Source organism: Ruegeria marisflavi, assembly GCF_025673445.1.
Lineage (GTDB): Bacteria > Pseudomonadota > Alphaproteobacteria > Rhodobacterales > Rhodobacteraceae > Ruegeria_B > Ruegeria_B marisflavi.
On the sequence record NZ_JAOVQN010000004.1, the window covers coordinates 85543 to 107822 of the forward strand.

The window sequence follows — 22280 nt, forward strand, 5'->3', positions numbered from 1 at the left end:
ATCCCCAAAGGCTCACGCTGTTATCCAACCATCAATCTATGCGCGCCCGACCGCACCAAAACACCAGAAAACCAAGTGGTACGAGCCGTTTATGTCACCGAAACAACTTTCAGGGCAACGGGTTTAGGAAGCGTTACGCCGGGCTTGACAATTCTGCCACGAAAATCACCGCGCTCCTGTTGTGTTTTGATCATCGCGCACAATCTAGGGAAGAAATCAGGCCAAGCTCCTCCAATTGCTGCCACCCGGTCAGACGAACCGAGGCCGGGGTCCAGAAATCCGGCGAGGCCATCAGATCGTCGTAATAGTGATCGAAATCCGCTGGGGCATGGAAATGCTGTTGCCGGGATTTTTCGGTCTCGGATCTGGAAACAATGTCGGGCAGCAGCTTGGTATGCAGCAACACCCCCGAGGGCGCGGCGCCCCCCGGCCCGCCATAGGCGCCGTTCAGATGCCGGGGCAGGGCGGAATGGCAGGAATTCACATAGGCATAACGCCGGCTCCAGCGGACCAGCGGGATCTTGTTCAGCGTTGGCGAGCGCAGCGGCTCATCCGCAAAGAACATCCGCTCGCGGGCGCCGCCCTGAACCCACAGGTTGCCCATCGGCTGTTGCCGCCGGGCGCGATAGGGTCCGGCGTCAAACCAGCACAAGATCGCCAGCGGATCGTCCCCGGCGGCAAAGCTCTGCGCGCCCACCGGACCCTTGGGATAGAGGTCCAGCATATGCGCGCCAAAGGTGTCGTGCCCTTCGCTGTCCAGCCAGCCAGCCAGCCTGTGCAAGTCGCAACGATCATGATCGGCATAGATCAGCAACTCGTCGACATCGACCATCAGGCTCCAGTGCCCGTGCGCGTGCCGCATCTGCAACCATGTCAGCCAGTCCAGCCCGAACCGCGCCGCGCGATAGCTCGCCCTGGTTTGCCACAGCGACACGTCCGGCTGCTCCGCCAGCATCTCGACGCTGCCATCGTCGCTGCCGTTGTCGACCATCAGAAAGTGATCGACGCCCAGTGTCCGGTAGTGTTCCAGAAAACCGGGCAGGCGCAACGCCTCGTTTCTGAGCGTGGTGAAAGCCAGCACATGACCGGGCCGGATCGTGTTGGTCCGGTCCGCCAATAGGGTCAGCGCATGCCGGCTGCGAAATGACCGCCAGAGCAGCCGACGCCGTTTCCATCGCAGCCGATAGGCATCGGCCCATCCGATCGGCTGCAATGTCGGCGCTGGGCTGATGGTCATCGTGCCCCTCGCGCTATTCCAGCCCCATCGCGGCCATCATGCCCTCGATCCGGGCCACGTCAGCGGGGTTGTTCAGCTCCCAGAACTGCCGCCCGCGGGCCTCGACCTCGACACACAGAACCTTGCGCCCGTTTTCCATGAAACGCAGTTGCTCCAGTCCCTCCAGCGTTTCCAGCGGTCCCATCGGCCAGGTCGGGTATTCCGCCAGCGCGCCGGGCCGATAAGCATAGACGCCCACATGGTGGAACACCGGGGTCGGCGCGTCATCAGCATAGACTTCCGAGGTATAGGGGATCACCTCTTTCGAGAAATAAAGCGCGCTGCGGTCGGTGGCGAACACCGCCGTGGTGCCGCCGACCCGGCCATGCTTGCGGTCGTTCAGAAAGCTGTTCAGCGCCATCCCGTCACAACGCAGGACCGGCGTGGCGATATCGGCCTCGGGCGCGGCGCGCAGCCCCGAAATCAGGTCTTCGACAAACCAGTGGGGCGTCAGCGGCGCATCGCCTTGCAGGTTGACCACGATGTCATGCCAGGCTCCCAGCGCCGCATGCGCCTCGGCGCAGCGCTCGGTGCCGTTGACGCAGTTGGACGAGGTCATGACGACCTCGGCCCCGAACCCTTCGGCCACCTCGCGGATGCGGTCGTCATCAGTGGCGACCACCACCCGGTCGGCGCCGCTCACCGCCATCGCCGCTCGCCACGAGCGTTCGATCAGCGTCATCGCCTTGCTGGTGGCGCCGGTCAGGCTGACCAAAGGCTTGCCGGGATAGCGGGTCGAGGCATAGCGGGCGGGAATGGTGATGAGAACGGACATTCAGGCTTCCTTGAGCGTGACGCTGGGCGCATAGGCGATGAAGAACGGGTTGGCATAGCCGTCCTTGCCATAGGCCAGCGGCTGGTGATTGTCGAAACGTACCACCTTACCCCCCGCGCCGGCCAGCACCGCGTGACCGGCGGCGGTGTCCCATTCCATGGTGCGGCCAACACGCGGATACAGATCCGCCTCACCCGTGGCCACAAGGCAGAATTTCAGCGAGGAACCGGCGCTCTTGCTGTCCTTGACGGCGTATTTTCCGATGTAATCCTCGGTCGCCTGGTCGCGGTGGGATTTCGACGCCACCACCATCAGCGCGGCATTGTCTGCCTGCGCCACCCGGATCGGTGAGAGGTCGCCGGGCGTTTCCTTGTCCAGCGCGCCGGTCTCCTCGACCGATGAACCGTCAGCCAGAGTATAGAACATCCGCCCCTTGGCCGGGGCATAGACCACGCCGCGCGTGGGCGTGCCGTTTTCCACCAGCGCGATATTCACCGTAAAATCGCCGCGCCGGTTGATGAATTCTTTGGTCCCGTCCAGCGGATCGACGATCAGGAAGGTGTCGCCCCTCTGACCGTGCGAGGCGGCCTGTTCCTCGGTCACCAGCAGGATATCGGGGAATGCTGCCCTGAGCCCGGCCGAGATCAGCGCATCCGCGGCTTCATCCGCTTCGGTCACCGGGCTCGCGTCCGACTTGACCTTCACTTCGAAATCATCCGCGTTGTAAATCTCCATGATCTTGTCACCTGCCTCCAATGCAAGACGCCGAATGACAGGAATAAGGTCGGTATAAGTCACAAATTTGCTCCGATCTCGTGATTTGTTGATCTGCAATGCAGCTGCCCTTATGCTGTGATGGCAAGGGATCGGCAAGAATTCCATGCAATTTTCGAAGGCAGAACAACAGGAACTGGCAGCGTGTTCAAATTCAGGCAGCATAATTCCCTTCTGAGCGGTGCCTTCACCATGGCCGAGCTCATTTTTCACAATGTTGTCCGCAGTGTGCGCCAGGGTCATTCCAACGCCTATGCCGCGATCGGCAAGAACATGATGCAAGTCTTGGTCTTTGTGCTGGTCTTCTACATGATGTTCTCGATCCTCGGCTTGCGTGGGTCGGCGATACGGGGCGACTTTCTGCTCTACATCATGTCGGGTATCTTTCTATTCATGGTCCATATTAAGACGGTCGGCGCTGTCGCTGGCGCCGAGGGGCCGAACAGCGCGATGATGAAACACGCGCCGATGAACACGATTGTGGCGATTTTGTCGGCGGCATTTGGCTCGCTCTATACCCAGTTGCTGACCTTAATCTTGATCCTCTTCGGCTATCACGTCGCGTTCAAACCGATCTATATCGACGATTGGGGTGGCGCTTTCGCCATGCTGATGCTGGCATGGTTCACCGGCTTTGCGGTAGGGTTGGTATTCCTTTCGATCAAGCCTTGGGCGCCAACAGTCGTCGGTGTGGCAACGACGATCTATCAGCGGGCCAACATGATAGCCTCGGGTAAGATGTTCGTGGCGAATACCCTACCGGGTTACATGCTTGCCATGTTCGACTGGAATCCACTTTTTCATGCCATCGACCAATGTCGCGGCTTCGTTTTCAAGAATTACTTCCCGCACAACAGTAATTGGCACTATTCGCTGTGGCTCGGTATCGTCCTGGTCATGATCGGGCTGATGGGCGAGTTCTATACCCGCCGCCATGTCTCGGCCAGCTGGTACGCGCGGCGATGATCAGGGCGTTTGCGATACTGTTGGCGCTGATCGCGGCACCCACATTGCGGGCCGATCCTGTTCCGGCATTGTTCGACGTCACGGGAGTGGCCGCCAACGATGTACTGAACCTGCGCGCCGAGCCGTCGGCCAGTTCCGAGAAACAGGGTGAACTGGCCGCCAATGCCACCGGGGTCGAGGTGGTGGACCTGACCTTTGATGGCAAATGGGGGCGGGTGAACGCAGGCGAGATCGCCGGATGGGTCGCGATGCGCTATCTAACACGGCGCCCCGATCACCCAAGCCTCTGGCTAACCCCGCGTCTGGTCTGTTCCGGGACCGAGCCGTTCTGGTCACTGACCATCGACCAGGGGGTTTCCGCCCGGTTCGATCCGATGGCGGATCAGGCGCAGAGCATGCCTGCCGGTACCTTGAAACCGGGGGTTGCCGTGGTGAACCGGTTCATGATCGCACTGGGCGACAACCTGGCCATCATCCGGCAGGAACAATGCCATGACGGCATGTCGGATCGCGCCTATGGGCTGGAGATTTCCCTGGTGCTGGGCGACTCGCTCTATTCCGGCTGCTGTTCGCTGGTGGCGGATTAAACCGCGACCCGCAGCGTCAGGTTGATCCGCCCGCCCTTGGGCAGCAACCGGGATGAGCCGAACCGGATCCGGTCGATCCCGTGATAGACCAGCCGCGCCGGTCCCCCCATCACCACCACGTCGCCAGAGTTCAGCCAGACCGATTCCGTCTTGCCGCCCCGCACCGTGTCACCGATGCGGAACAGCGCATCGTCGCCCAGCGAAACCGACACCACCGGCCAGGAAAAATCCGCCTCGTCCCGATCCTGGTGCAGGCCCATCTTGGCGCCCTCGCCATAATAGTTGATCAGGCAGCAATCGGGCGTCCGGCCGTGTCCCGTGACGTCACGCCAGATGTCCAGAACCGGATCGGGGATCGCTGGCCATGCACTGCCGCGCGGATGTGTCGGCTGATAGCGATAGCCACCCTTGTCCGACACCCAGCCCAAACCCCCGGCCGAGGTCATCCGCACCGACATCGCCTTGCCATTGGCCGTCACCGGCGAAAACAGCGGTGCCGCCTTCAGCACCGGGCGCAGGGCGTCGATCAGCCGGACCTGGGCCGGGCCGTCCAGCGCGCCCTTGCGGATCTCGACGCCGCGCACCATCAGCCTTGTCATTCAACCCGGTCCTTCCTTGACGCAGCCTTGCCAAAAACCACGCAGATTCCCGAAAACCTGCAATTCAGCATGCTTGCAGCCCCTGTTTTCGCCCCCTATATACGCCGAGACGCGCTGTGGTGTAGTGCCATTGCGCAAACAGATCGGGGCCGGAATGCCAAAACGGGTTCGGGTTTCGAGCCATCGCCTTGAAGAGAAAGGGATCGAACAATGGGAAAAGTAATCGGTATTGACCTTGGCACCACCAACTCGTGCGTTGCCATCATGGACGGCGCCCAGCCGAAGGTCATCGAAAACGCCGAAGGGGCACGCACCACGCCCTCGATCGTCGCCTTCACCGAAGACGAGCGACTGGTCGGGCAGCCGGCAAAACGCCAGGCGGTCACCAACCCCTCGAACACCATCTTTGGTGTCAAGCGCCTGATCGGCCGCCGCGTCGATGACGCCGAGGTCACCAAGGACAAGAAAATGGTGCCGTTCAACATCGTGAACGGCGGCAATGGCGACGCCTGGGTCGAAGCCCGGGACGAGAAATATTCGCCCTCGCAAATCTCGGCCTTCATCCTTGGAAAGATGAAGGAAACCGCGGAATCCTACCTGGGCGAGGACGTGACCCAGGCCGTGATCACCGTGCCCGCCTATTTCAACGACGCCCAGCGTCAGGCCACCAAGGATGCAGGCAAGATCGCCGGTCTCGAAGTGCTGCGGATCATCAACGAACCGACTGCCGCCGCGCTCGCCTATGGCCTGGACAAGAAGAACAGCCAGACCATCGCGGTCTATGACCTTGGCGGCGGTACCTTCGACGTTACCATTCTGGAAATCGACGACGGTCTGTTCGAGGTCAAATCGACCAACGGCGACACCTTCCTGGGTGGCGAAGACTTCGACATGCGCATCGTCAACTACCTCGCCGAGGAGTTCAACAAAGAGCATGGCGTCGACCTCAGCAAGGACAAGATGGCGCTTCAGCGCCTGAAGGAAGCCGCCGAAAAGGCAAAGATCGAGCTTTCCTCGACCACCCAGACCGAGATCAACCAGCCGTTCATCTCGATGGGCGCCAACGGCCAGCCGCTGCACATGGTCATGAAACTGACCCGCGCCAAGCTGGAAAGCCTAGTGGGCGACCTGATCAAGAAGTCGATGGACCCCTGCAAGGCCGCGCTCAAGGATGCCGGCATCTCGGCCTCCGACGTTGACGAGGTGGTCCTGGTCGGCGGTATGACCCGCATGCCCAAGGTCATCGAGGAAGTGACCAAGTTCTTCGGCAAGGAGCCGCACAAGGGTGTAAACCCGGACGAGGTTGTCGCCATGGGTGCCGCCATTCAGGCCGGCGTTCTGCAAGGCGACGTCAAGGATGTGGTCCTGCTCGACGTGACCCCGCTGTCGCTGGGCATCGAAACCCTGGGCGGCGTGTTCACCCGCCTGATCGACCGCAACACCACGATCCCGACCAAGAAGTCTCAGGTCTTCTCGACCGCCGAGGACAATCAGAACGCGGTGACCATCCGCGTGTTCCAGGGCGAGCGTGAAATGGCCGCCGACAACAAGATCCTGGGCCAGTTCAATCTCGAAGACATCCCGCCCGCACCGCGCGGCATGCCTCAGATCGAGGTGACATTCGACATCGACGCCAACGGCATCGTGTCGGTCTCGGCCAAGGACAAGGGCACCGGCAAAGAGCACAAGATCACCATCCAGGCGTCGGGCGGTCTCTCGGACGAGGACATCGAAAAGATGGTCAAGGACGCCGAGGACAACGCCGAAGCCGACAAGGCGCGCAAGTCGCTGGTCGAGGCGCGCAACCAGGCCGAAAGCCTCATCCATTCGACCGAGAAATCGGTCGAAGAGCATGGCGACAAGGTCGACCCGACCACCGTCGAGGCGATCGAACTGGCCATTGCCGCGCTCAAGGACGACCTTGAAAAAGACGGCATCAGCGCCGAAAAGATCAAGTCGGGCATCCAGAACGTGACCGAAGCGGCGATGAAGCTGGGCGAGGCGATCTACAAGGCACAAGCCGAAGGCGGCAATGACGAGCCGGCGGCGGCCGATGCCGAAGGACGCGACGAGGACATCGTCGACGCCGATTTCGAAGATCTCGGCGAAGACAAGCGCAAGTAACCGGTCATCCGGGCCAGAACGGGCCGGTCCGTTCAACCGGACCGGCCCGCATTCGTTGAGGCAGAAGGAAAATCGGATGTCAAAACGCGACTATTACGACGTGCTCGGTGTGTCCAAGGGCGCGTCGGCGGACGAGATCAAGAAGGCCTTCCGCACCAAGGCCAAGGAACTGCACCCCGACCGCAACAAGGACAATCCCGAGGCCGAGGCCAAGTTCAAGGAAGCGAACGAGGCTTACGACATTCTCAAGGACGCCGACAAAAAGGCAGCCTATGACCGGTTCGGCCATGCCGCGTTCGAAAACGGCACCGGTGCGGGTGCACGGCCCGGTGGCGGTTTCGGCGGCGGCGATTTCTCCAGCGCGTTTTCGGACGTGTTCGAGGATCTGTTCGGCGATTTCATGGGCCAGCGCGGTGGCGCTGGCGGCGGGCGCCGCGCCGCGCGCGGCTCGGACCTGCGATATAATCTGCGGGTCACACTCGAGGATTCCTTCTCGGGCATGCAAAAAACCATCAACGTGCCCACCGCCGTCAGCTGTTCGGCCTGCGAAGGGACCGGCGCCGAAGGCGGGGTTGAGCCTACCACCTGCCCGACCTGTTCGGGCATGGGCAAGGTGCGGGCGCAACAGGGGTTCTTTACCGTTGAACGCACCTGTCCCACCTGTTCCGGCCTGGGTCAGATCATCAAGAACCCGTGCAAATCCTGCCGCGGCGCAGGCCGGGTCGAAAAGGACCGCTCGCTCAGCGTGAACATTCCCGCAGGCGTCGAAACCGGTACCCGCATCCGCCTGGCCGGTGAGGGCGAGGCCGGGATGCGCGGCGGTCCGCCGGGCGATCTCTATATCTTTGTCGAGGTGACCAAGCACGACCTGTTCGAACGCGACGGCGTGAACCTCTATTGCCGGGTGCCGGTCAGCATGGCCAAGGCGGCGCTGGGCGGCGCCATCGAGGTGCCGACCATCGACGGCGGCCGTGGCCGGGTGCAGGTGCCCGCAGGCAGCCAATCGGGCCGTCAGATGCGCCTGCGCGGCAAGGGCATGCCCGCCCTGCGCGGCGGCGGTATCGGCGACATGTTCATCGAACTGGCGGTGGAAACCCCCGTCAACCTGACCAGCAAGCAAAAGGACCTGCTGCGCGAGTTCGAGGAGTTGAGCGAGGATAACAATCCCGAGACCAAGAGCTTCTTTTCCTCGGTCAAGTCGTTCTGGGATGGGATGAAAGGCTAGGGGGCGCTGCCCCCGTCGCCTGACGGCGACTCCCCCGGAGTATTTTCAGCGAAATGAAGACAAGGGCGGGCGCCATACGGTGCTCGCCTTTTTTGTAACGATTCGCTCTTGATTGTCGTCGCGTCACCTGAGATTGTCCGGCCAACCGTTGGGGTGCCCTGTGTGGGGCTGAGAGGCGCGATTGCGTCAACCCATCGAACCTGATCCGGGCAATACCGGCGTAGGGAACGGTCTCGCACTTTCGGACGTTTTCCATGCCCCCGTTGCCCCCGAACCGGAGTGACGGATATGACGGCGATTGCCCTGACGATTGCGGGGTCCGACAGCGGCGGCGGCGCGGGCATCCAGGCCGACCTCAAGACGATGTCGGCGCTGGGCGTCTATGGTGCCTCGGTCATCACGGCGGTGACCGCGCAGAACACACGCGCGGTGACGTCGGTACACGGCATCCCGGCGCAGGTGATCCGGGCACAGATCGACGCGGTTCTGGACGATCTTAACGTGAAGGCGATCAAGATCGGCATGCTGGCGACGCCCGAGATCATCAGCACCGTGGCCGATGCTATCGCCGGGTTTGACGGGCCCATCGTGCTGGACCCGGTGATGGTGGCGAAATCAGGCGATGCGCTTTTGGCCGAGGCGGCGGTGGCCAACCTGCGTGACCGGCTCTTGCCGCGCGCAACCCTGCTGACGCCGAACCTGCCCGAGGCCGCGCGCCTGTTGCGGGTCGCGGATGCCGACAGCCCGGATGACATGGTCGCTCAGGCCCAGGCGTTGCTCGCCCTGGGCGCGGGCGCCGTTCTGATGAAGGGCGGTCATGGCCGGGGCACGGTGTGCCATGATCTGCTGGTGACACCTGCGGGCGTGCGGGCCGAGCTTACCGCGCCGCGCCGGGCAACGAAGAACACCCATGGCACCGGATGCACGCTCAGTTCGGCGATCGCCGCCGGTCTGGCCAAGGGTCTGCCGCTGAAATGCGCGGTGCAAGAGGCGCATACCTATCTGCAAGGCGCGATAATCGCTGCCGACGATCTGCAAGTGGGCCACGGCCACGGCCCGGTGCATCATTTCCATCGGGTCCGGCCCGCATGACGCTTTGGTCGGTCATAGGCGCGGGCGTTGCCGGCCTGGCGGTAGCGACCGAACTGGTCGCGCGCGGCGCACAGGTGCAGGTGTTCGACCCCTCCGGCCCGCCTGGCCCGCATGGGTGCAGCTGGTGGGCGGGCGGCATGCTGGCGCCCTGGTGCGAGTATGAAAACGCCGAAGAACCGGTGTTGCGCCTGGGTCAGCAGGCCATCGCCTGGTGGGCGAAGCACACAACGGTCACCCGGCGCGGCACGCTCGTGGTCGCCAACCCGCGCGACCTGGCGGACCTGCGCCGCTTTGCCCGCCGGACCGAAGGGTTTGCCGAGGTCAATCGCGCCGAAATTACTGAGTTAGAGCCTGATCTCACTGCCTTCTCAAAGGGTCTCCATTTCCCAGACGAGGCGCATCTGGACCCGCGTCGCGCGCTCTCGGACCTTTATCGCGGCCTCATCGACAAGGGGGCTGCGTTTCACCGCAAACCCGCCCCCGCCGGGCTGGAGAATGCCATCGACTGTCGTGGCCTGCACGCGCGCGAGGTGCTGCACGACCTGCGCGGCGTCAAGGGAGAGATGCTGGTCATCCGCGCGCCGGATGTGGCTCTAACACGGCCCGTTCGTCTGTTGCACCCGCGCATGCCGCTTTACGTCGTACCGCGCAGCGACCATGTCTACATGCTGGGCGCGACGATGATCGAGAGCGAGGACAGCGGCCGTATCACCGCGCGCTCGATGCTGGAACTCCTTAGCGCCGCCTATGCCCTGAACCCCGCCTTTGGCGAGGCCGAGGTGCTGGAAATCGGCGTCGATCTGCGCCCGGCCTTTCCCGACAACCTGCCGCGCATCCGGCGGTTGGGGCGGGTAATCTATGCCAATGGCCTCTATCGCCACGGTTATCTTCTGGCGCCCGCGCTGGCGCAGGGGGTCGCGGATCTGGCGCTCAGCAACACACATACGGAGTTGGTCGATGAAGATCGTGCTTAATGGCGAGCCGCGCGAGGTCGAGTCCGAAACCCTTTCCGCACTGCTGGTCGAATGCGGCCTGTCAGGCCGCGTTGCTACTGCGGTGAACGAAAGCTTTGTGCCCTCGTCCCTGCGCGGCGCGCATCGGCTCCACGATGGCGACCGGGTCGAGGTGCTCGCCCCGATGCAGGGGGGCTGAGACATGCGTGCTTTCTACGGAACCGAATTGCCGAACCCGCTGATGCTGGGCACCGCGCAATATCCCAGCCCCGCGATCCTGGAACAGGCGTTTCGCGCCAGCGGGGCGGGCGTGGCCACCGTGTCGCTGCGGCGCGAATCCGGTGCCGGACAGACATTCTGGTCGATGATCCGCGACCTTGGCGTGCTGATCCTGCCCAACACCGCCGGCTGCCACACGGTGAAAGAGGCGGTGACCACCGCCCATATGGCGCGCGAGGTGTTCGGCACGCCCTGGATCAAGCTGGAGCTGATCGGCCATACCGACAGCCTGCAACCGGATGTCTTCGGCCTGGTCGAGGCCGCGCGCATCCTGACCGAGGACGGGTTTCAGGTGTTCCCGTACACCACCGACGACCTGATCGTCGGCGAGCGCCTGTTGGCGGCGGGGTGCGAGGTGCTGATGCCCTGGGGCGCTCCTATCGGCTCGGGCCGGGGGCTGAACAACGAATATGCGCTGCGCGCCATGCGGGCCGAGTTTCCCGATGTGCCGCTGGTGGTCGATGCAGGCATCGGCCTGCCCAGCCATGCCGCCCGCGCGATGGAGCTTGGCTATGACGCCGTCCTGCTCAATACCGCCGTGGCCCGCGCGGGCGACCCGGCAGATATGGCACGTGCCATGGCGCTGGCGATCGAGGCCGGGCAACTGGCGCATCGCGCCGACCCGATCGAGGCGCGCGATATGGCCAGCGCCTCGACCCCTGTGATCGGAAAGGCATTCCTGTCATGACGCTCGACCGTTTCTATCCGATCTTCGACCATACCGACTGGCTGCGCCGGATGCTGCCACTGGGGGTCAAGCTGGTGCAACTCAGGATCAAGGACCAGCCCGACGCAGTGATCCGCGCCGAGATTGCCACCGCGCGCGACCTTTGCCGCGCGCATGGTGCGGTGCTGGTCATCAACGACTATTGGCAGGTTGCGATCGACGCGGGCTGCGACTGGCTGCATCTGGGGCAAGAGGATCTGGACGAGGCCGATCTGCCCGCGATCCGCAAGGCGGGTCTGCGGCTGGGCGTCTCCACTCATGACGATGACGAACTGGAGCGGGTGCTGGGAATGGATCCCGACTATGTGGCCCTTGGCCCGGTCTATCCGACCATCCTGAAACAGATGAAATGGCATCAGCAGGGCCTGCCGCGCGTCACCGAATGGAAAGCGCGAGTAGGTTCCATCCCGCTGGTCGGTATCGGCGGCATGAGTGTCGAGCGTGCGCCGGGCGTTCTGGCCGCCGGGGCCGATATCGTCTCGGTCGTCACCGACATCACTTTGAACGCCGACCCCGAGGCACGGGTGCGCCAATGGGTCGAGGCCACCAGATGAGCCGTTATGCCCGCCAGATGATGCTGCCGCAGGTCGGGGCCGAGGGCCAGGCCCGGCTCGCCGCCGCCCGCGTGCTGGTGGTCGGGGCCGGGGGGCTGGCGGCGCCCGCGCTGCCGATCCTTGCCGGGGCAGGGGTGGGGCGCATCGATGTCTTTGACGGTGACGCGATCGAGCTGTCGAACCTGCACCGCCAGACGCTGTACACCGAGGCCGACGTCGGCCGGGCCAAGGCCGAGGTCGCCGCCGAACGCTGCCTCGCGCTCAATTCCGGAAATGTTGTGACCGGTACAAAACGGTCAATCACCCCTGAAAACGTGGTACAAAACAGTCAAAACGCCGATCTGGTGCTGGATTGCGCCGACAGCTATGCCGCCAGCTATCTGCTCAGCGACACCTGTTTAGCGCTGGGCAAACCGCTGATCAGCGCCTCGGTTCTGGGACTCGGCGGCTATGCGGGCGGCTTCTGCGGCGGTGCGCCCAGCCTGCGCGCGGTCTTCCCCGAGGCACCGGACAGTGCGGCCAGTTGCGCAACTGCTGGCGTGTTGGGGCCGGTTGTCTCCGTATTAGGCTCTATTCAGGCGCAAATGGCGCTTTCGGTGCTTCTCGGCCTGGAACCTTCGCCCCTTGGCCAGATGGTGCAGATCGACGCGCAAACCTGGCGGAACAGTACGTTTCGCTTCGACGCCGCGCCGGAACCGGTCACCGCTTTCCGCTTTGTCGCGCCTTCGGAACTGACAGCCGATGACCTCATTTTCGAACTGCGATCCGAGGCGGAAGCGCCGCATCCGGCGCATCCATCTGCACGGCGCATGACGACATCCGAAATATTAATGACAGACACTAACAATAAAAAACGACTGGCTTTGTGCTGCGCCACCGGCCTCCGGGCCTGGCGCATGGCAGAGCGGTTGCAACCGGATTGGCCCGGCGAGATCGTCCTCGTCGCGGCCGCCACATCATGAAAGGAAACGCGACATGAAACACCTGGTAACTGCACTGGCACTGCTGGCCGCAACGCCCGCATTGGCGCAGGATAAGATGACCCTTCTCTTGGATTGGTTCATCAACCCCGACCACGGCCCGATCATCGTGGCACAGGAAAAGGGATATTTCGCAGAACAGGGTCTAACAGTGGAAATCGTGGCCCCTGCCGACCCCTCTGCCCCGCCGCGCCTGGTGGCCGCAGGTCAGGCCGATCTGGCAGTCAGCTATCAGACGCAACTGCACCTGCAAATCCACGAGGGGCTGCCGCTGAAACGGGTCGGCACTCTGGTCGCCACGCCGCTCAACTGCCTTCTGGTGCTAGAGGACGGCCCGATCAAATCGCCCGCAGACCTCAAGGGAAAGAAGATCGGCTTCTCTGTCGCCGGTGTCGAAGAGGCGATCCTGATCACGGTTCTGGGCAAATACGGTGTTGCCCTGAGCGATGTCGAGATGATCAACGTCAACTTCTCGCTTTCGCCCGCCTTGATGAGCGGTCAGGTCGACGCGGTGATCGGTGCTTACCGGAATTTCGAGTTGAATCAGATGGATATCGAAGGGGTGCCGGGCCGCTGCTTCTATATCGAGGAGGAGGGCGTGCCGTCCTATGACGAGCTGATCTACGTCGCCAACCCTGACCGGATGGATGCCGACAAGATCGCCCGCTTCCTTGAGGCGACCGAGAAGGCGACGCAGTTCATCGTCAACAACCCGCAGGCCAGCTGGGAGGTCTTCTCGGCCACTTCGCCCGAGTTGCAGGATGAGCTGAACAAGCGCGCCTGGGCCGATACACTGCCGCGCTTTGCGCTGCGTCCCGCCGGGTTCGACGCGGGCCGCTATGCCCGGTTCGAGGCGTTCCTGAAGGACACCGGCCTGATTGACAGTGTCAATCCGGTCTCGGCCATCGTCATCGACGTGAGCGCTGAATGAGCGCGCCGGACTATGGCCGCGCCTTTGGCCTAATGCGTGCGGCGGCTGGCCAGCCGTGGCGGGATTATACCCGCCACGCCTTTGTCGAGGGGATGAAGGACGGCAGGCTGCCGCATGATGCTTTCCTGCACTATCTGCGGCAGGACTACGTGTTCCTGATTCACTTCGCCCGCGCCTGGGCGCTGGCGGTGGTCAAGGGCCAGACCCATGCCGAAATGCTCGCCGCCGTCGGCACCGTGAACACGCTGTTGGCCGAGGAGATGCAGCTCCATATTGGGGTGTGCGAGGCGGCCGGGATCTCGAAGGACGAGCTGTTCGCCACGCCCGAGCGGCCCGAAAACCTCGCCTATACCCGCTTCGTGCTCGAGGCCGGGTATAGCGGTGATCTGGCCGATTTGCTGGCGGCGCTGGCGCCCTGTGTCATGGGCTATGGCGAAATCGGCGTGCGGCTGGCGGCAGATGCGACGAGTGATTGCTACAAGAGCTGGATTGATACCTATGCCGGGCCTGACTATCAAACTGCCTGCAAGGCGGTGGGTAAACTGATGGATCAGGCTCTAACAAGGCGAATTGGCCCCGATTTCGAAACCTCACCCCGTTGGGGCCGGCTGTGCCGGACCTTCTGCACCGCGACCGAGCTTGAAGTTGGTTTCTGGCAGATGGGGCTGACACCGTGACACCGGCCCCCGCGATCACCCTCATCGGTAGCGCCAGCATCGACTGTGCGCCCCTGTTCGCGCCGCTGACATTGCGGTTGGAGGCGGCGCAATGGACCTGCCTCTTGGGTGGGTCCGGCGTCGGCAAGTCGACGGTGTTGCGGTTGATCGCGGGGCTGGAGACCGGGGCGGAGTTCAGCGGTACGATCACCGCGTCGGATGATTCTCCGGTGGTGGCGCGAGTGGCCTATATGGCGCAGGACGACCTGCTGTTGCCCTCGGCAACCGTCGCGCAGAACGTTGCGCTGGGCGCGCGGCTGCGGGGAGAACAGGTGGACCGCGTGCGGCTGAACGATTTGCTGCGCCGGGTACGGCTGAGCGATCACGCCGCCAAACGCCCGGCAGAGCTGTCCGGTGGTCAGCGCCAGCGGGTGGCGCTGGCGCGCACCCTGATGGAGGACAAGCCGGTAGTGCTGCTGGACGAACCGTTCTCGGCCCTCGATGCCCGGACCCGCGCGGACATGCAGGAGCTTGCCGCCGAGCTGCTGGCCGGGCGGACGGTGCTGCTGGTGACCCACGACCCGGCAGAAGCGGCTCGGTTGGGTCATTCGATCCAGGTGATGGCCGCCGGGGGGCTGACCGCGGTTGCACCGCCAACGGCAGAGATGCCGCGCGCGGTGGATGACGGTGCGACGCTGGAGTGTCAGGCTGCGCTGCTCCGGATGCTGCGGGAGGGCGGGCGATGACGCGCTGGCTCCCCGCTGTTGCGGCAACCCTTTTTGCTTTGGCGATCTGGCAGGCAGCGGTGAGCCTGACCGACCTGCCGCGCTTCATCCTGCCGGGGCCGGTGCTGGTCGCCGAAGCCTGGTGGCAGAACCGCTGGCTGATCGCCGAGCATACGGCGGTGACGGCGCTGGAGGTTCTGATCGGCCTTGCCTGCGGCGCGGTGCTGGGCGTGACGACGGCGCTGCAACTGGCCAGTTCGCGGATCGCGCGGGTGCTGGTGCAGCCGATGCTGGTCTTTACCCAGGCGTTGCCGGTCTTTGCACTGGCGCCGATCCTGACGCTGTGGCTGGGCTATGGGTTGTGGTCCAAGGTGGCGATGGCGGTGCTGATCATCTATTTCCCGATCACGGCGGCATTCTTCGACGGGCTGATGCGGACGCCTGTGGGATATCTGGACCTTGCCCGCACCATGCAAGCCAGCCCGCGCGCGGTGCTCTGGCATATCCGGGTGCCGGCAGCGCTGCCGGAACTCGCCTCGGGCCTGCGACTGGCGGCGGTCTATGCGCCGATCGGCGCGGTGATCGGTGAATGGGTGGGCGCGTCAAAGGGGCTGGGCTACCTGATGCTCCTGGCCAATGGCCGCGCCAAGACGGACCTGATGTTTGCCGCGATGCTGACACTGGGGGTGCTGTCGGTGCTGCTGCATCTGGCGATGCGGCGGGCGACCCGGCGGATGGCGGGCGAGCGTTAACCTTTCGGAAAGCGATTCGGGGCGAGGCTGATTGCCATGCGCCAGACTGGTCTGTCCGAGGCCCCGATGCTGTTCGAAATGGACGAAGCGCCGGAGATGCCGCTGCCTTCGGGGCGGTTGCCGTCCTATATCCGGGACCATCGCAAGCGGCTGCGGGACAGGTTCATGGCCGGCGGCGCTGCGGCGCTGCCGGATTACGAACTACTAGAACTGGTGCTGTTCCGCTCGATCCCCCGCCAGGACGTGAAACCGCTGGCGCGGCTGCTGCTTGATACGTTTGGCGATTTCAACCGGGTGCTGACCGCCCCGGCGGAACGGCTGGCCGAGGTCAAGGGCGTGGGCGAGGCGGTGATCACCGACCTCAAGATACTTGAGGCCAGCGCCCACCGGATGGCCCGCGCACGGGTGATGCAGCGGCAGGTGATCTCCAGCTGGGACGCGCTGCTGGATTATTGCCACACCACCATGGCCCATCGTGAGACCGAGCAGTTCCGGGTCTTCTATCTCGACCGCAAGAATGTGCTGATCGCGGATGAGGAACAGGCGCGCGGGACGGTCGATCACGTGCCGGTCTATCCGCGCGAGGTGGCCAAGCGGGCGCTGGAGCTGAACGCCTCGGCGCTGATCCTGGTACACAACCACCCATCAGGGGACCCGACCCCGTCGCAATCAGATATCGACATGACGACGCGGATCCGCTCTGCCTGCGAGGCATTGGGCCTTACGCTGCATGACCATCTGATCATCGGTAAATCGGTCGAGCTGAGCTTTCGTGCCGAAGGATATCTTTAGGGGGCTCTGCCCCCGGTGCAAAATTCGTAGAATTTTGTCACCTCCCCCGGAGTATTTCAGGCGGAATGAAGGGTCATTTCACCCAGACCTCGACCCGGCGGTTGACTTGACGGCCCCAGTCGCTGTCATCGCAGGCCATCGGCAGCGCCTCTCCAAAAGCATCGACCGAGATCTCGACCCGCGCCAGGTCAAGCGTTTCGGCCGCCTGCAACACCGCGTCACGCACCGCCTCGGCCCGTTTCAGGGCGATGCGGGCGTTGCCCTCGGCAGCGCCATCGCCGTCGCTGAACCCCACAAAAAGCAGCTGGCGTGCGTCATATGCGCCACTTTCCAGTGCCTGCGCCAGTTGCGCGATATTGGTGCGCGATTGCGCGTCGGGGCGTGAAGAGCCGGTTTCGAACCGGAAAGACAGGCTGAGCCGCTGCATTCCCGACAGGGTCGAGACCAGCCGTTGCAGTTCGGTCAGCGGCACCTCTACCCCGGCGGCGGCGATGGCATTGGCCAGACGGTTGCCCTGTCCCGCGACGGAAATCAGTTCGGGCGCTTGATCGACAAAACCGGCGCGGCGGATAACGATCTGGGCGGCCGGGCTGCGCATATAGGCCAGAAACTCGCGCGCTACCTTCGGCAGGCGTCGCGCGGGCATATAGAGAAACATCGGCGAGTTCAGTGGGTAATCCTCGGTCTTGATGTTGCGACGGGTTGCCGCCAGTGAAAAGCCGCAATCCCCGGTCAAAGTCAGCGCTCGTGCGGTACCAGTCTCGGCAAAGCTGGAGATACCGATAGCAAACGGGTCGATAGTGACGGCGCGGGACAGAAGGCTGGAGCGGTTGTGGCGGACCACGTCATCGGGAAGCGTCTTGCGGACCGGGGCCAGGAGGAGATCCTCGACCGCCTGCGCCAGGCCGGATCCGGCGGTTGGTAGATGCAGCGCGATGGGTGCATCGGGTCCGCCCAGGACCGCCCAGTTGTCGATTTCACCGGCAAATACACGCGCCAGCATCGGCATCGAGATGCTTTGTACGGGATTGGCCGGCGCCACCACGGGCACCATCGCATCCAGCGCCAGAACCCGTGAGCGGTTGTTGTCGGTCATGTCGCCCAGGCCGAGTTCGAGCGCCCGCCTGCGCTCCTCGGGACGGATCTCGCGCAGGGCCATAACCAAGTCGGCCTCGTCGGCCAGAAGATCGGCAAAGCCTTCGTCGGTGGTAGTCACGCGAAACGAAAACACGGCTTGGGGACGCCTCGAGTCGTTTTGGAACAGGAGATAGCTGAACCGCGTTTCATCCTCGGTTTCGCGCCGCGTCTGATAGCGATTGCGCAGGGCAAAGCCTTCGATCAGGGCGGGGAGCAGCACTTCGGCCATGGTAGAGGAGCCGCTGAGCGTCAACTCTGCGATATAGTCGGTCAAGCTGGGGCAGGCGGGGCCATCGCAAGTGACCCCGGACCCGTCCACGGTCAGCGCTCCGTATCGGGTTTCAACCCGATAGAACTCGCCATCGAAACCCAGAAGGGTTCCGGTGATCTCGACCTTGCCGTCATGCGAGGTGAGCGTGATGTCCTGCGCGGCACAAGGGCCGGCCGGTACAAAGGAAAGTGCGGCGAGAGCCGCCGCACGGAACAAATTCATGGGGAACCTGAAATTACCTGCGGATCATTTGGCGGCAATCTTCAGGTCTTCGATCAGATTATTCAACACCAGAAAATCACCGGCCGCAGAACAATCGGGGATGGACAACACCAGATCATGGGTTCCAAGCGTTCCGTCACCGCGCAACTCGATGGATTGCGCTGAAATGTCCCGGCCACAATTGGTCGCCGCGACCTCTGCTTCGAGCGACAAAGCGATGGTTCCGCTGACTGGGCTGTCAGCGGATGGGAAGCTGTAGATTTCCGCGAATTGCGGCGCCAGTGTGCCGGGTTCGCCAAGGCGCACCACCTGACCGTGCCCCTTGGCGGTGGTGTCGGCCCATACGTGACCGGTGTCTCCATAAGATGCCCCGAATTCGCGTGCATGCAACTGAAGTCCCGCCGCGCCCGACCACTGAACGGCTACGCGGGCAATCTGATTCAGGTCCTCGACCCGGGTTGTGGCCACGGCGCCGCGGCCGTTCTGCAAGGCTACAACAAAAACCGCATCCGCCGACAGGACCGGCACCGTCACAGCCAGGTTGCCCGCGTCGTCGGTCGTTTCGGTAAAGATCAGGCCGCTGTGATGCACGGTAACCCGCTGGTTGCCATAGCATGGGGCGCTGACCGAAAGCTTGGCGCTGGCCATGGGGGCGGGCTCGGCCACCGCCTGAATCGCGCAGCCCAATTGCGGTTCAGTGGGATCCAGCGGCGTTTCCGGCAGAACCTCGCCCTTGACCGGAAACGGGCTGACCTGTTCCAGCGCGGGCGCAGGCAGGCGGCCTGGCTGGCTCATTTCGACGGATGCGGCGGCCAGCGACAGGCCCACGGCCCGTGTCACCGCGTGGTCCTGGACATCGGTCACGGCTTCGGGCTGCTGAACCGCCTGCTGGATGACCGCCTTGCGCGGAGCAAGTTGTCGCGTCTCGCGGGCGGCGTTTTGTTGCATCAGAAACCCGATAAGTGCCGCACACAGCACTGTTCCGCCCGCTGTCAGGATCTTGCGATTCTTTCTCGCCATTTCCGCACTCCATCACCCGATATCCCGTCTGGAGTGTCGAAAACAAAGGCGGCCAAGATATGGCCGCCTGTGGGAGTCATTGTGTCAGTGGGGGTCGGCCTCAGGCTAGGCGACCATGGCAATGCTTGAACTTCTTGCCTGATCCGCAGGGGCAGGTATCGTTCCTCGCCGGGTTGCCCCAGGTATCAGGATTTGCCTCGTCAAAACCGGGGCGCGCATCGCCCGAGGCCTTGGCCTCGGCGATCTCTTCGGCGCGCTGGCCGGCTTGTTGCACCTGAGCCTGCTGGGCCAGCATCTGCGCCATCATCTGGCGCTGTTCCTCTTCGGTCAGCATCCGCACCCGCGACAATTGCTGCGTCACGGTTTCGCGCAGACTGTCCAGAAGTCCCTCGAACAGCTGGAAGCTTTCGTTCTTGTATTCGTTCAGCGGGTCGCGCTGCGCATAGCCGCGGAAGCCCACGACCGAGCGTAGGTGCTCCAGCTTCAGCAGGTGTTCGCGCCATTTGCTGTCGATAGTCTGCAACAGAACCTGCTTTTCGACATTGCGCATGTTCTCGGCGCCAAAGTCGGCAGCCTTCTTTTCCATGAACTCGTTGCCGGCCTTGATCAGACGATCGCGGATCTCGTCGTCGTCAACGCCCTCTTCGGCGGCCCATTCGATGACCGGGACGTCGATACCCAACTTCTCGATCACCGCGGCATAAAGCCCGTGCGTGTTCCATTGATCGGCATAGCTCTTGGGCGGCATGAATTCGTCGATCAGGTCGTCGATCACCTGTTCGCGCATGTCAGCCACGATCTCGGACAGATCCTCGGCCGCCATAATCTCGCGCCGCTGGCTAAAGATCACCTTGCGCTGGTCGTTCATCACGTCGTCGAACTTCAGCACGTTCTTGCGCATGTCAAAGTTGCGGCCTTCGACCTTGGCCTGGGCGCGCTCCAGCGACTTGTTCACCCAAGGGTGAATAATCGCCTCACCTTCCTTCATGCCCAGCGTGGTCAGCACCTTGTCCAGCCGTTCCGACCCAAAAATGCGCATCAGGTCGTCTTCGAGGCTAAGGTAGAACACCGTGCGGCCCGGGTCACCTTGGCGGCCGGAACGGCCGCGCAGCTGGTTGTCGATGCGGCGGCTTTCGTGCCGTTCCGATGCCATGACGAACAGGCCGCCGGCGTCCAGCACCTTTTGCTTTTCCTCGGCGTGACGGGCCTCTTCGGCGGCGCGCAGCTCGACCGGGTCTGCCTCGGGGTTCTCGGCCAGGGCTTCCAGCACCTTCATCTCGACGTTGCCGCCCAGTTGGATGTCGGTGCCGCGACCGGCCATGTTGGTGGCGATGGTCACTGCGCCGAACCGGCCTGCTTCGGCCACGATCTGCGCCTCGCGCTCGTGCTGACGGGCGTTCAGGACGTTGTGCGCGATGCCTTCCTTGGTCAGCATCTGGCTCAGCATCTCTGATTTCTCGATCGAGGTGGTGCCCAGCAGCACTGGCTGCCCCTTTTCATGCGCCTTCTTGGTCTCGGCGATCATGGCGGCGTATTTCTCGGCCGCTGTGCGATAGACCTGGTCGTCCTCGTCCTTACGCGCAATCGGCCTGTTGGTGGGCACTTCGACAACGCCCAGGCCATAGATCTCGGCAAATTCCTCGGCCTCGGTCAGGGCGGTGCCGGTCATCCCGGCCAGCTTGTCGTAGAGGCGGAAATAGTTCTGAAAGGTCACGCTGGCCAGCGTCACGTTCTCGGGCTGGATCTGGACGTTTTCCTTGGCTTCGATGGCCTGATGCAGCCCGTCCGACAACCGGCGGCCAGGCATCATGCGGCCGGTGAATTCGTCGATCAGCACAACCTCGCCATCGCGGACGATGTAATCCTTGTCGCGCTGGAACAGCTTGTGCGCCCGCAGCCCCTGGTTGACGTGATGCACAATGGTCGTGCTTTCAGGGTCATAAAGCGACTGCCCATCGGGCAGCAGGCCACGCGCGACCAGCTGCGCCTCCAGAAACTCGTTGCCCTCGTCGGTAAAGGTGACGTTGCGAGTCTTTTCGTCCAGTTCGTAGTGACCCTCGGACAGCGAGGGCAGCAGCGCGTCGATGGCGACGTAAAGTTCCGACCGGTCCTGCGCCGGGCCTGAGATAATCAGCGGCGTGCGGGCCTCGTCGATCAGGATCGAGTCGACCTCGTCCACGATCGCGAAATTGTGCTGCTTCTGATAGACCTCGCTCAACTCGCCCTTCATGTTGTCGCGCAGATAGTCGAAGCCAAGCTCGTTGTTGGTGGCATAGGTGATGTCGCTTTGATAGGCGGCCATCTTCTGGTCGTCGGGCTGGCCCGACCAGATCACGCCGGTGGTCATGCCAAGCGCGGCGAACACCTTGCCCATCCATTCCGAGTCGCGCTTGGCCAGGTATTCGTTCACCGTGACCACATGCACGCCCTTGCCGGTCAGCGCGTTCAGATAGGCGGGGAAGGTGGCGACCAGCGTCTTGCCTTCGCCCGTCTTCATTTCGCTGATATTGCCCTGATGCAGGAACATCCCGCCCATCAGCTGCACGTCAAAGGCCCGCAGACCCAGCGCGCGACGGGCCGCCTCGCGGCAGTTGGCGAATGCCTCGGGCAACAGATCGTCCAGGCTCTCGCCGTCCAGGGCGCGCTTGCGCAGCTCCTCGGTTTTCGCCTTCAGCCCGTCGTCGGACAGTTTGGCGAATTCCTCTTCCAACCCATTGATCCGGGCGATCACCGGGCGGGTTGCCTTGATCTTGCGGTCGTTCGGTGTTCCGAACACCTTTTTAGCAAGCGTTCCAAGTCCCAGCATATGCACTCCAGCGGATCTGTTCGGTCATGGTTACGACAGGCTTGCCCGCCATGTGCG

At 63.3% G+C, this 22280-nt stretch carries 22 protein-coding genes and 1 riboswitch; of the genes, 15 read left to right on the forward strand and 7 right to left on the reverse strand.

What is annotated here, in order from left to right:
• Positions 1 to 190 precede the first annotated feature (190 nt).
• Genes OEZ49_RS05700 through cysQ form a run of 3 tightly spaced genes read right to left on the reverse strand, consistent with a single transcriptional unit; the run spans position 191 to position 2849 of the window.
• Positions 191 to 1237 carry a glycosyltransferase family 2 protein gene (locus tag OEZ49_RS05700; protein ID WP_263387413.1) on the reverse strand — a complete coding sequence of 349 codons (1047 nt, stop codon included), beginning with the start codon at positions 1235 to 1237 and terminating at the stop codon, positions 191 to 193.
• Between the two features lie 13 nt (positions 1238 to 1250).
• On the reverse strand, positions 1251 to 2051 hold the full coding sequence (locus tag OEZ49_RS05705) for a 3-deoxy-manno-octulosonate cytidylyltransferase family protein (RefSeq protein ID WP_263387414.1): 801 nt from the start codon (positions 2049 to 2051) through the stop codon (positions 1251 to 1253).
• Complete coding sequence (gene cysQ / locus OEZ49_RS05710) at positions 2052 to 2849, reverse strand: 3'(2'),5'-bisphosphate nucleotidase CysQ (protein ID WP_263387415.1); 798 nt, start codon at positions 2847 to 2849, stop codon at positions 2052 to 2054. It abuts the gene before it with no gap.
• A gap of 120 nt (positions 2850 to 2969) precedes the next feature.
• On the opposite strand from cysQ, the gene OEZ49_RS05715 reads away from it, so the two are divergent.
• Positions 2970 to 3791, forward strand: a complete 822-nt coding sequence (locus tag OEZ49_RS05715) for an ABC transporter permease (protein ID WP_397545649.1) — start codon at positions 2970 to 2972, stop codon at positions 3789 to 3791.
• Positions 3788 to 4378, forward strand: a complete 591-nt coding sequence (locus OEZ49_RS05720) for a COG3650 family protein (protein ID WP_263387417.1) — start codon at positions 3788 to 3790, stop codon at positions 4376 to 4378. Before OEZ49_RS05715 ends, OEZ49_RS05720 begins: the two co-directional genes overlap by 4 nt.
• Here the strand turns inward: OEZ49_RS05720 and OEZ49_RS05725 are convergent.
• Positions 4375 to 4977, reverse strand: coding sequence for an alpha-ketoglutarate-dependent dioxygenase AlkB family protein (locus OEZ49_RS05725; protein WP_263387418.1), 603 nt, complete (start codon positions 4975 to 4977; stop codon positions 4375 to 4377). The genes OEZ49_RS05720 and OEZ49_RS05725 overlap by 4 nt on opposite strands.
• A 210-nt stretch (positions 4978 to 5187) precedes the next feature.
• Between OEZ49_RS05725 and dnaK the strand changes: the two genes are divergently transcribed.
• The 13 genes from dnaK to radC all read left to right on the forward strand — a co-directional run bounded on the left by dnaK (position 5188) and on the right by radC (position 16767).
• Entirely contained in the window at positions 5188 to 7101 is a 1914-nt protein-coding gene (dnaK, locus tag OEZ49_RS05730) for a molecular chaperone DnaK (RefSeq protein WP_263387419.1), read from the forward strand.
• A 76-nt stretch (positions 7102 to 7177) separates the two neighbouring features.
• On the forward strand, positions 7178 to 8326 hold the full coding sequence (dnaJ, locus tag OEZ49_RS05735) for a molecular chaperone DnaJ (protein ID WP_164131488.1): 1149 nt from the start codon (positions 7178 to 7180) through the stop codon (positions 8324 to 8326).
• A 139-nt stretch (positions 8327 to 8465) separates the two neighbouring features.
• Positions 8466 to 8570: riboswitch (TPP riboswitch) on the forward strand.
• A gap of 44 nt (positions 8571 to 8614) precedes the next feature.
• Entirely contained in the window at positions 8615 to 9418 is an 804-nt protein-coding gene (gene thiD / locus OEZ49_RS05740) for a bifunctional hydroxymethylpyrimidine kinase/phosphomethylpyrimidine kinase (protein ID WP_263387420.1), read from the forward strand.
• Positions 9415 to 10392 (forward strand): FAD-dependent oxidoreductase, encoded by a 978-nt coding sequence (locus OEZ49_RS05745; RefSeq protein WP_263387421.1) that lies wholly within the window; start codon positions 9415 to 9417, stop codon positions 10390 to 10392. Before thiD ends, OEZ49_RS05745 begins: the two co-directional genes overlap by 4 nt.
• Entirely contained in the window at positions 10376 to 10570 is a 195-nt protein-coding gene (gene thiS, locus OEZ49_RS05750) for a sulfur carrier protein ThiS (RefSeq protein ID WP_263387422.1), read from the forward strand. Before OEZ49_RS05745 ends, thiS begins: the two co-directional genes overlap by 17 nt.
• Before the next feature lie 3 nt (positions 10571 to 10573).
• Positions 10574 to 11338, forward strand: a complete 765-nt coding sequence (locus OEZ49_RS05755; RefSeq protein ID WP_263387423.1) for a thiazole synthase — start codon at positions 10574 to 10576, stop codon at positions 11336 to 11338.
• Positions 11335 to 11931, forward strand: a complete 597-nt coding sequence (locus tag OEZ49_RS05760; protein WP_263387424.1) for a thiamine phosphate synthase — start codon at positions 11335 to 11337, stop codon at positions 11929 to 11931. The genes OEZ49_RS05755 and OEZ49_RS05760 overlap by 4 nt, the downstream gene beginning before the upstream one ends.
• Positions 11928 to 12893, forward strand: a complete 966-nt coding sequence (locus OEZ49_RS05765; RefSeq protein WP_263387425.1) for a HesA/MoeB/ThiF family protein — start codon at positions 11928 to 11930, stop codon at positions 12891 to 12893. The genes OEZ49_RS05760 and OEZ49_RS05765 overlap by 4 nt, the downstream gene beginning before the upstream one ends.
• A 13-nt stretch (positions 12894 to 12906) precedes the next feature.
• Positions 12907 to 13842 (forward strand): ABC transporter substrate-binding protein, encoded by a 936-nt coding sequence (locus tag OEZ49_RS05770; RefSeq protein ID WP_263387426.1) that lies wholly within the window; start codon positions 12907 to 12909, stop codon positions 13840 to 13842.
• Positions 13839 to 14519 (forward strand): thiaminase II, encoded by a 681-nt coding sequence (gene tenA / locus OEZ49_RS05775; protein WP_263387427.1) that lies wholly within the window; start codon positions 13839 to 13841, stop codon positions 14517 to 14519. The genes OEZ49_RS05770 and tenA overlap by 4 nt, the downstream gene beginning before the upstream one ends.
• Positions 14516 to 15244 (forward strand): ABC transporter ATP-binding protein, encoded by a 729-nt coding sequence (locus OEZ49_RS05780; RefSeq protein ID WP_263387428.1) that lies wholly within the window; start codon positions 14516 to 14518, stop codon positions 15242 to 15244. Before tenA ends, OEZ49_RS05780 begins: the two co-directional genes overlap by 4 nt.
• On the forward strand, positions 15241 to 15975 hold the full coding sequence (locus tag OEZ49_RS05785) for an ABC transporter permease (RefSeq protein ID WP_263387429.1): 735 nt from the start codon (positions 15241 to 15243) through the stop codon (positions 15973 to 15975). The genes OEZ49_RS05780 and OEZ49_RS05785 overlap by 4 nt, the downstream gene beginning before the upstream one ends.
• 36 nt (positions 15976 to 16011) lie before the next feature.
• Positions 16012 to 16767: a RadC family protein gene (radC, locus tag OEZ49_RS05790; protein ID WP_397545650.1), complete on the forward strand. Its 756-nt coding sequence runs from the start codon at positions 16012 to 16014 to the stop codon at positions 16765 to 16767.
• Positions 16768 to 16840: 73 nt separating this feature from the next.
• Here the strand turns inward: radC and OEZ49_RS05795 are convergent, their stop codons facing one another.
• From OEZ49_RS05795 to secA, 3 genes are all read right to left on the reverse strand, one after another.
• On the reverse strand, positions 16841 to 18397 hold the full coding sequence (locus OEZ49_RS05795; protein ID WP_263387430.1) for a phosphate ABC transporter substrate-binding/OmpA family protein: 1557 nt from the start codon (positions 18395 to 18397) through the stop codon (positions 16841 to 16843).
• 24 nt (positions 18398 to 18421) lie between these two features.
• Complete coding sequence (locus OEZ49_RS05800) at positions 18422 to 19417, reverse strand: hypothetical protein (protein ID WP_263387431.1); 996 nt, start codon at positions 19415 to 19417, stop codon at positions 18422 to 18424.
• A 100-nt stretch (positions 19418 to 19517) separates the two neighbouring features.
• The gene (secA, locus tag OEZ49_RS05805) at positions 19518 to 22223 is read right to left on the reverse strand and encodes a preprotein translocase subunit SecA (protein WP_263387432.1); all 2706 of its coding nucleotides are present in this window, start codon (positions 22221 to 22223) and stop codon (positions 19518 to 19520) included.
• Positions 22224 to 22280: the final 57 nt, after the last annotated feature.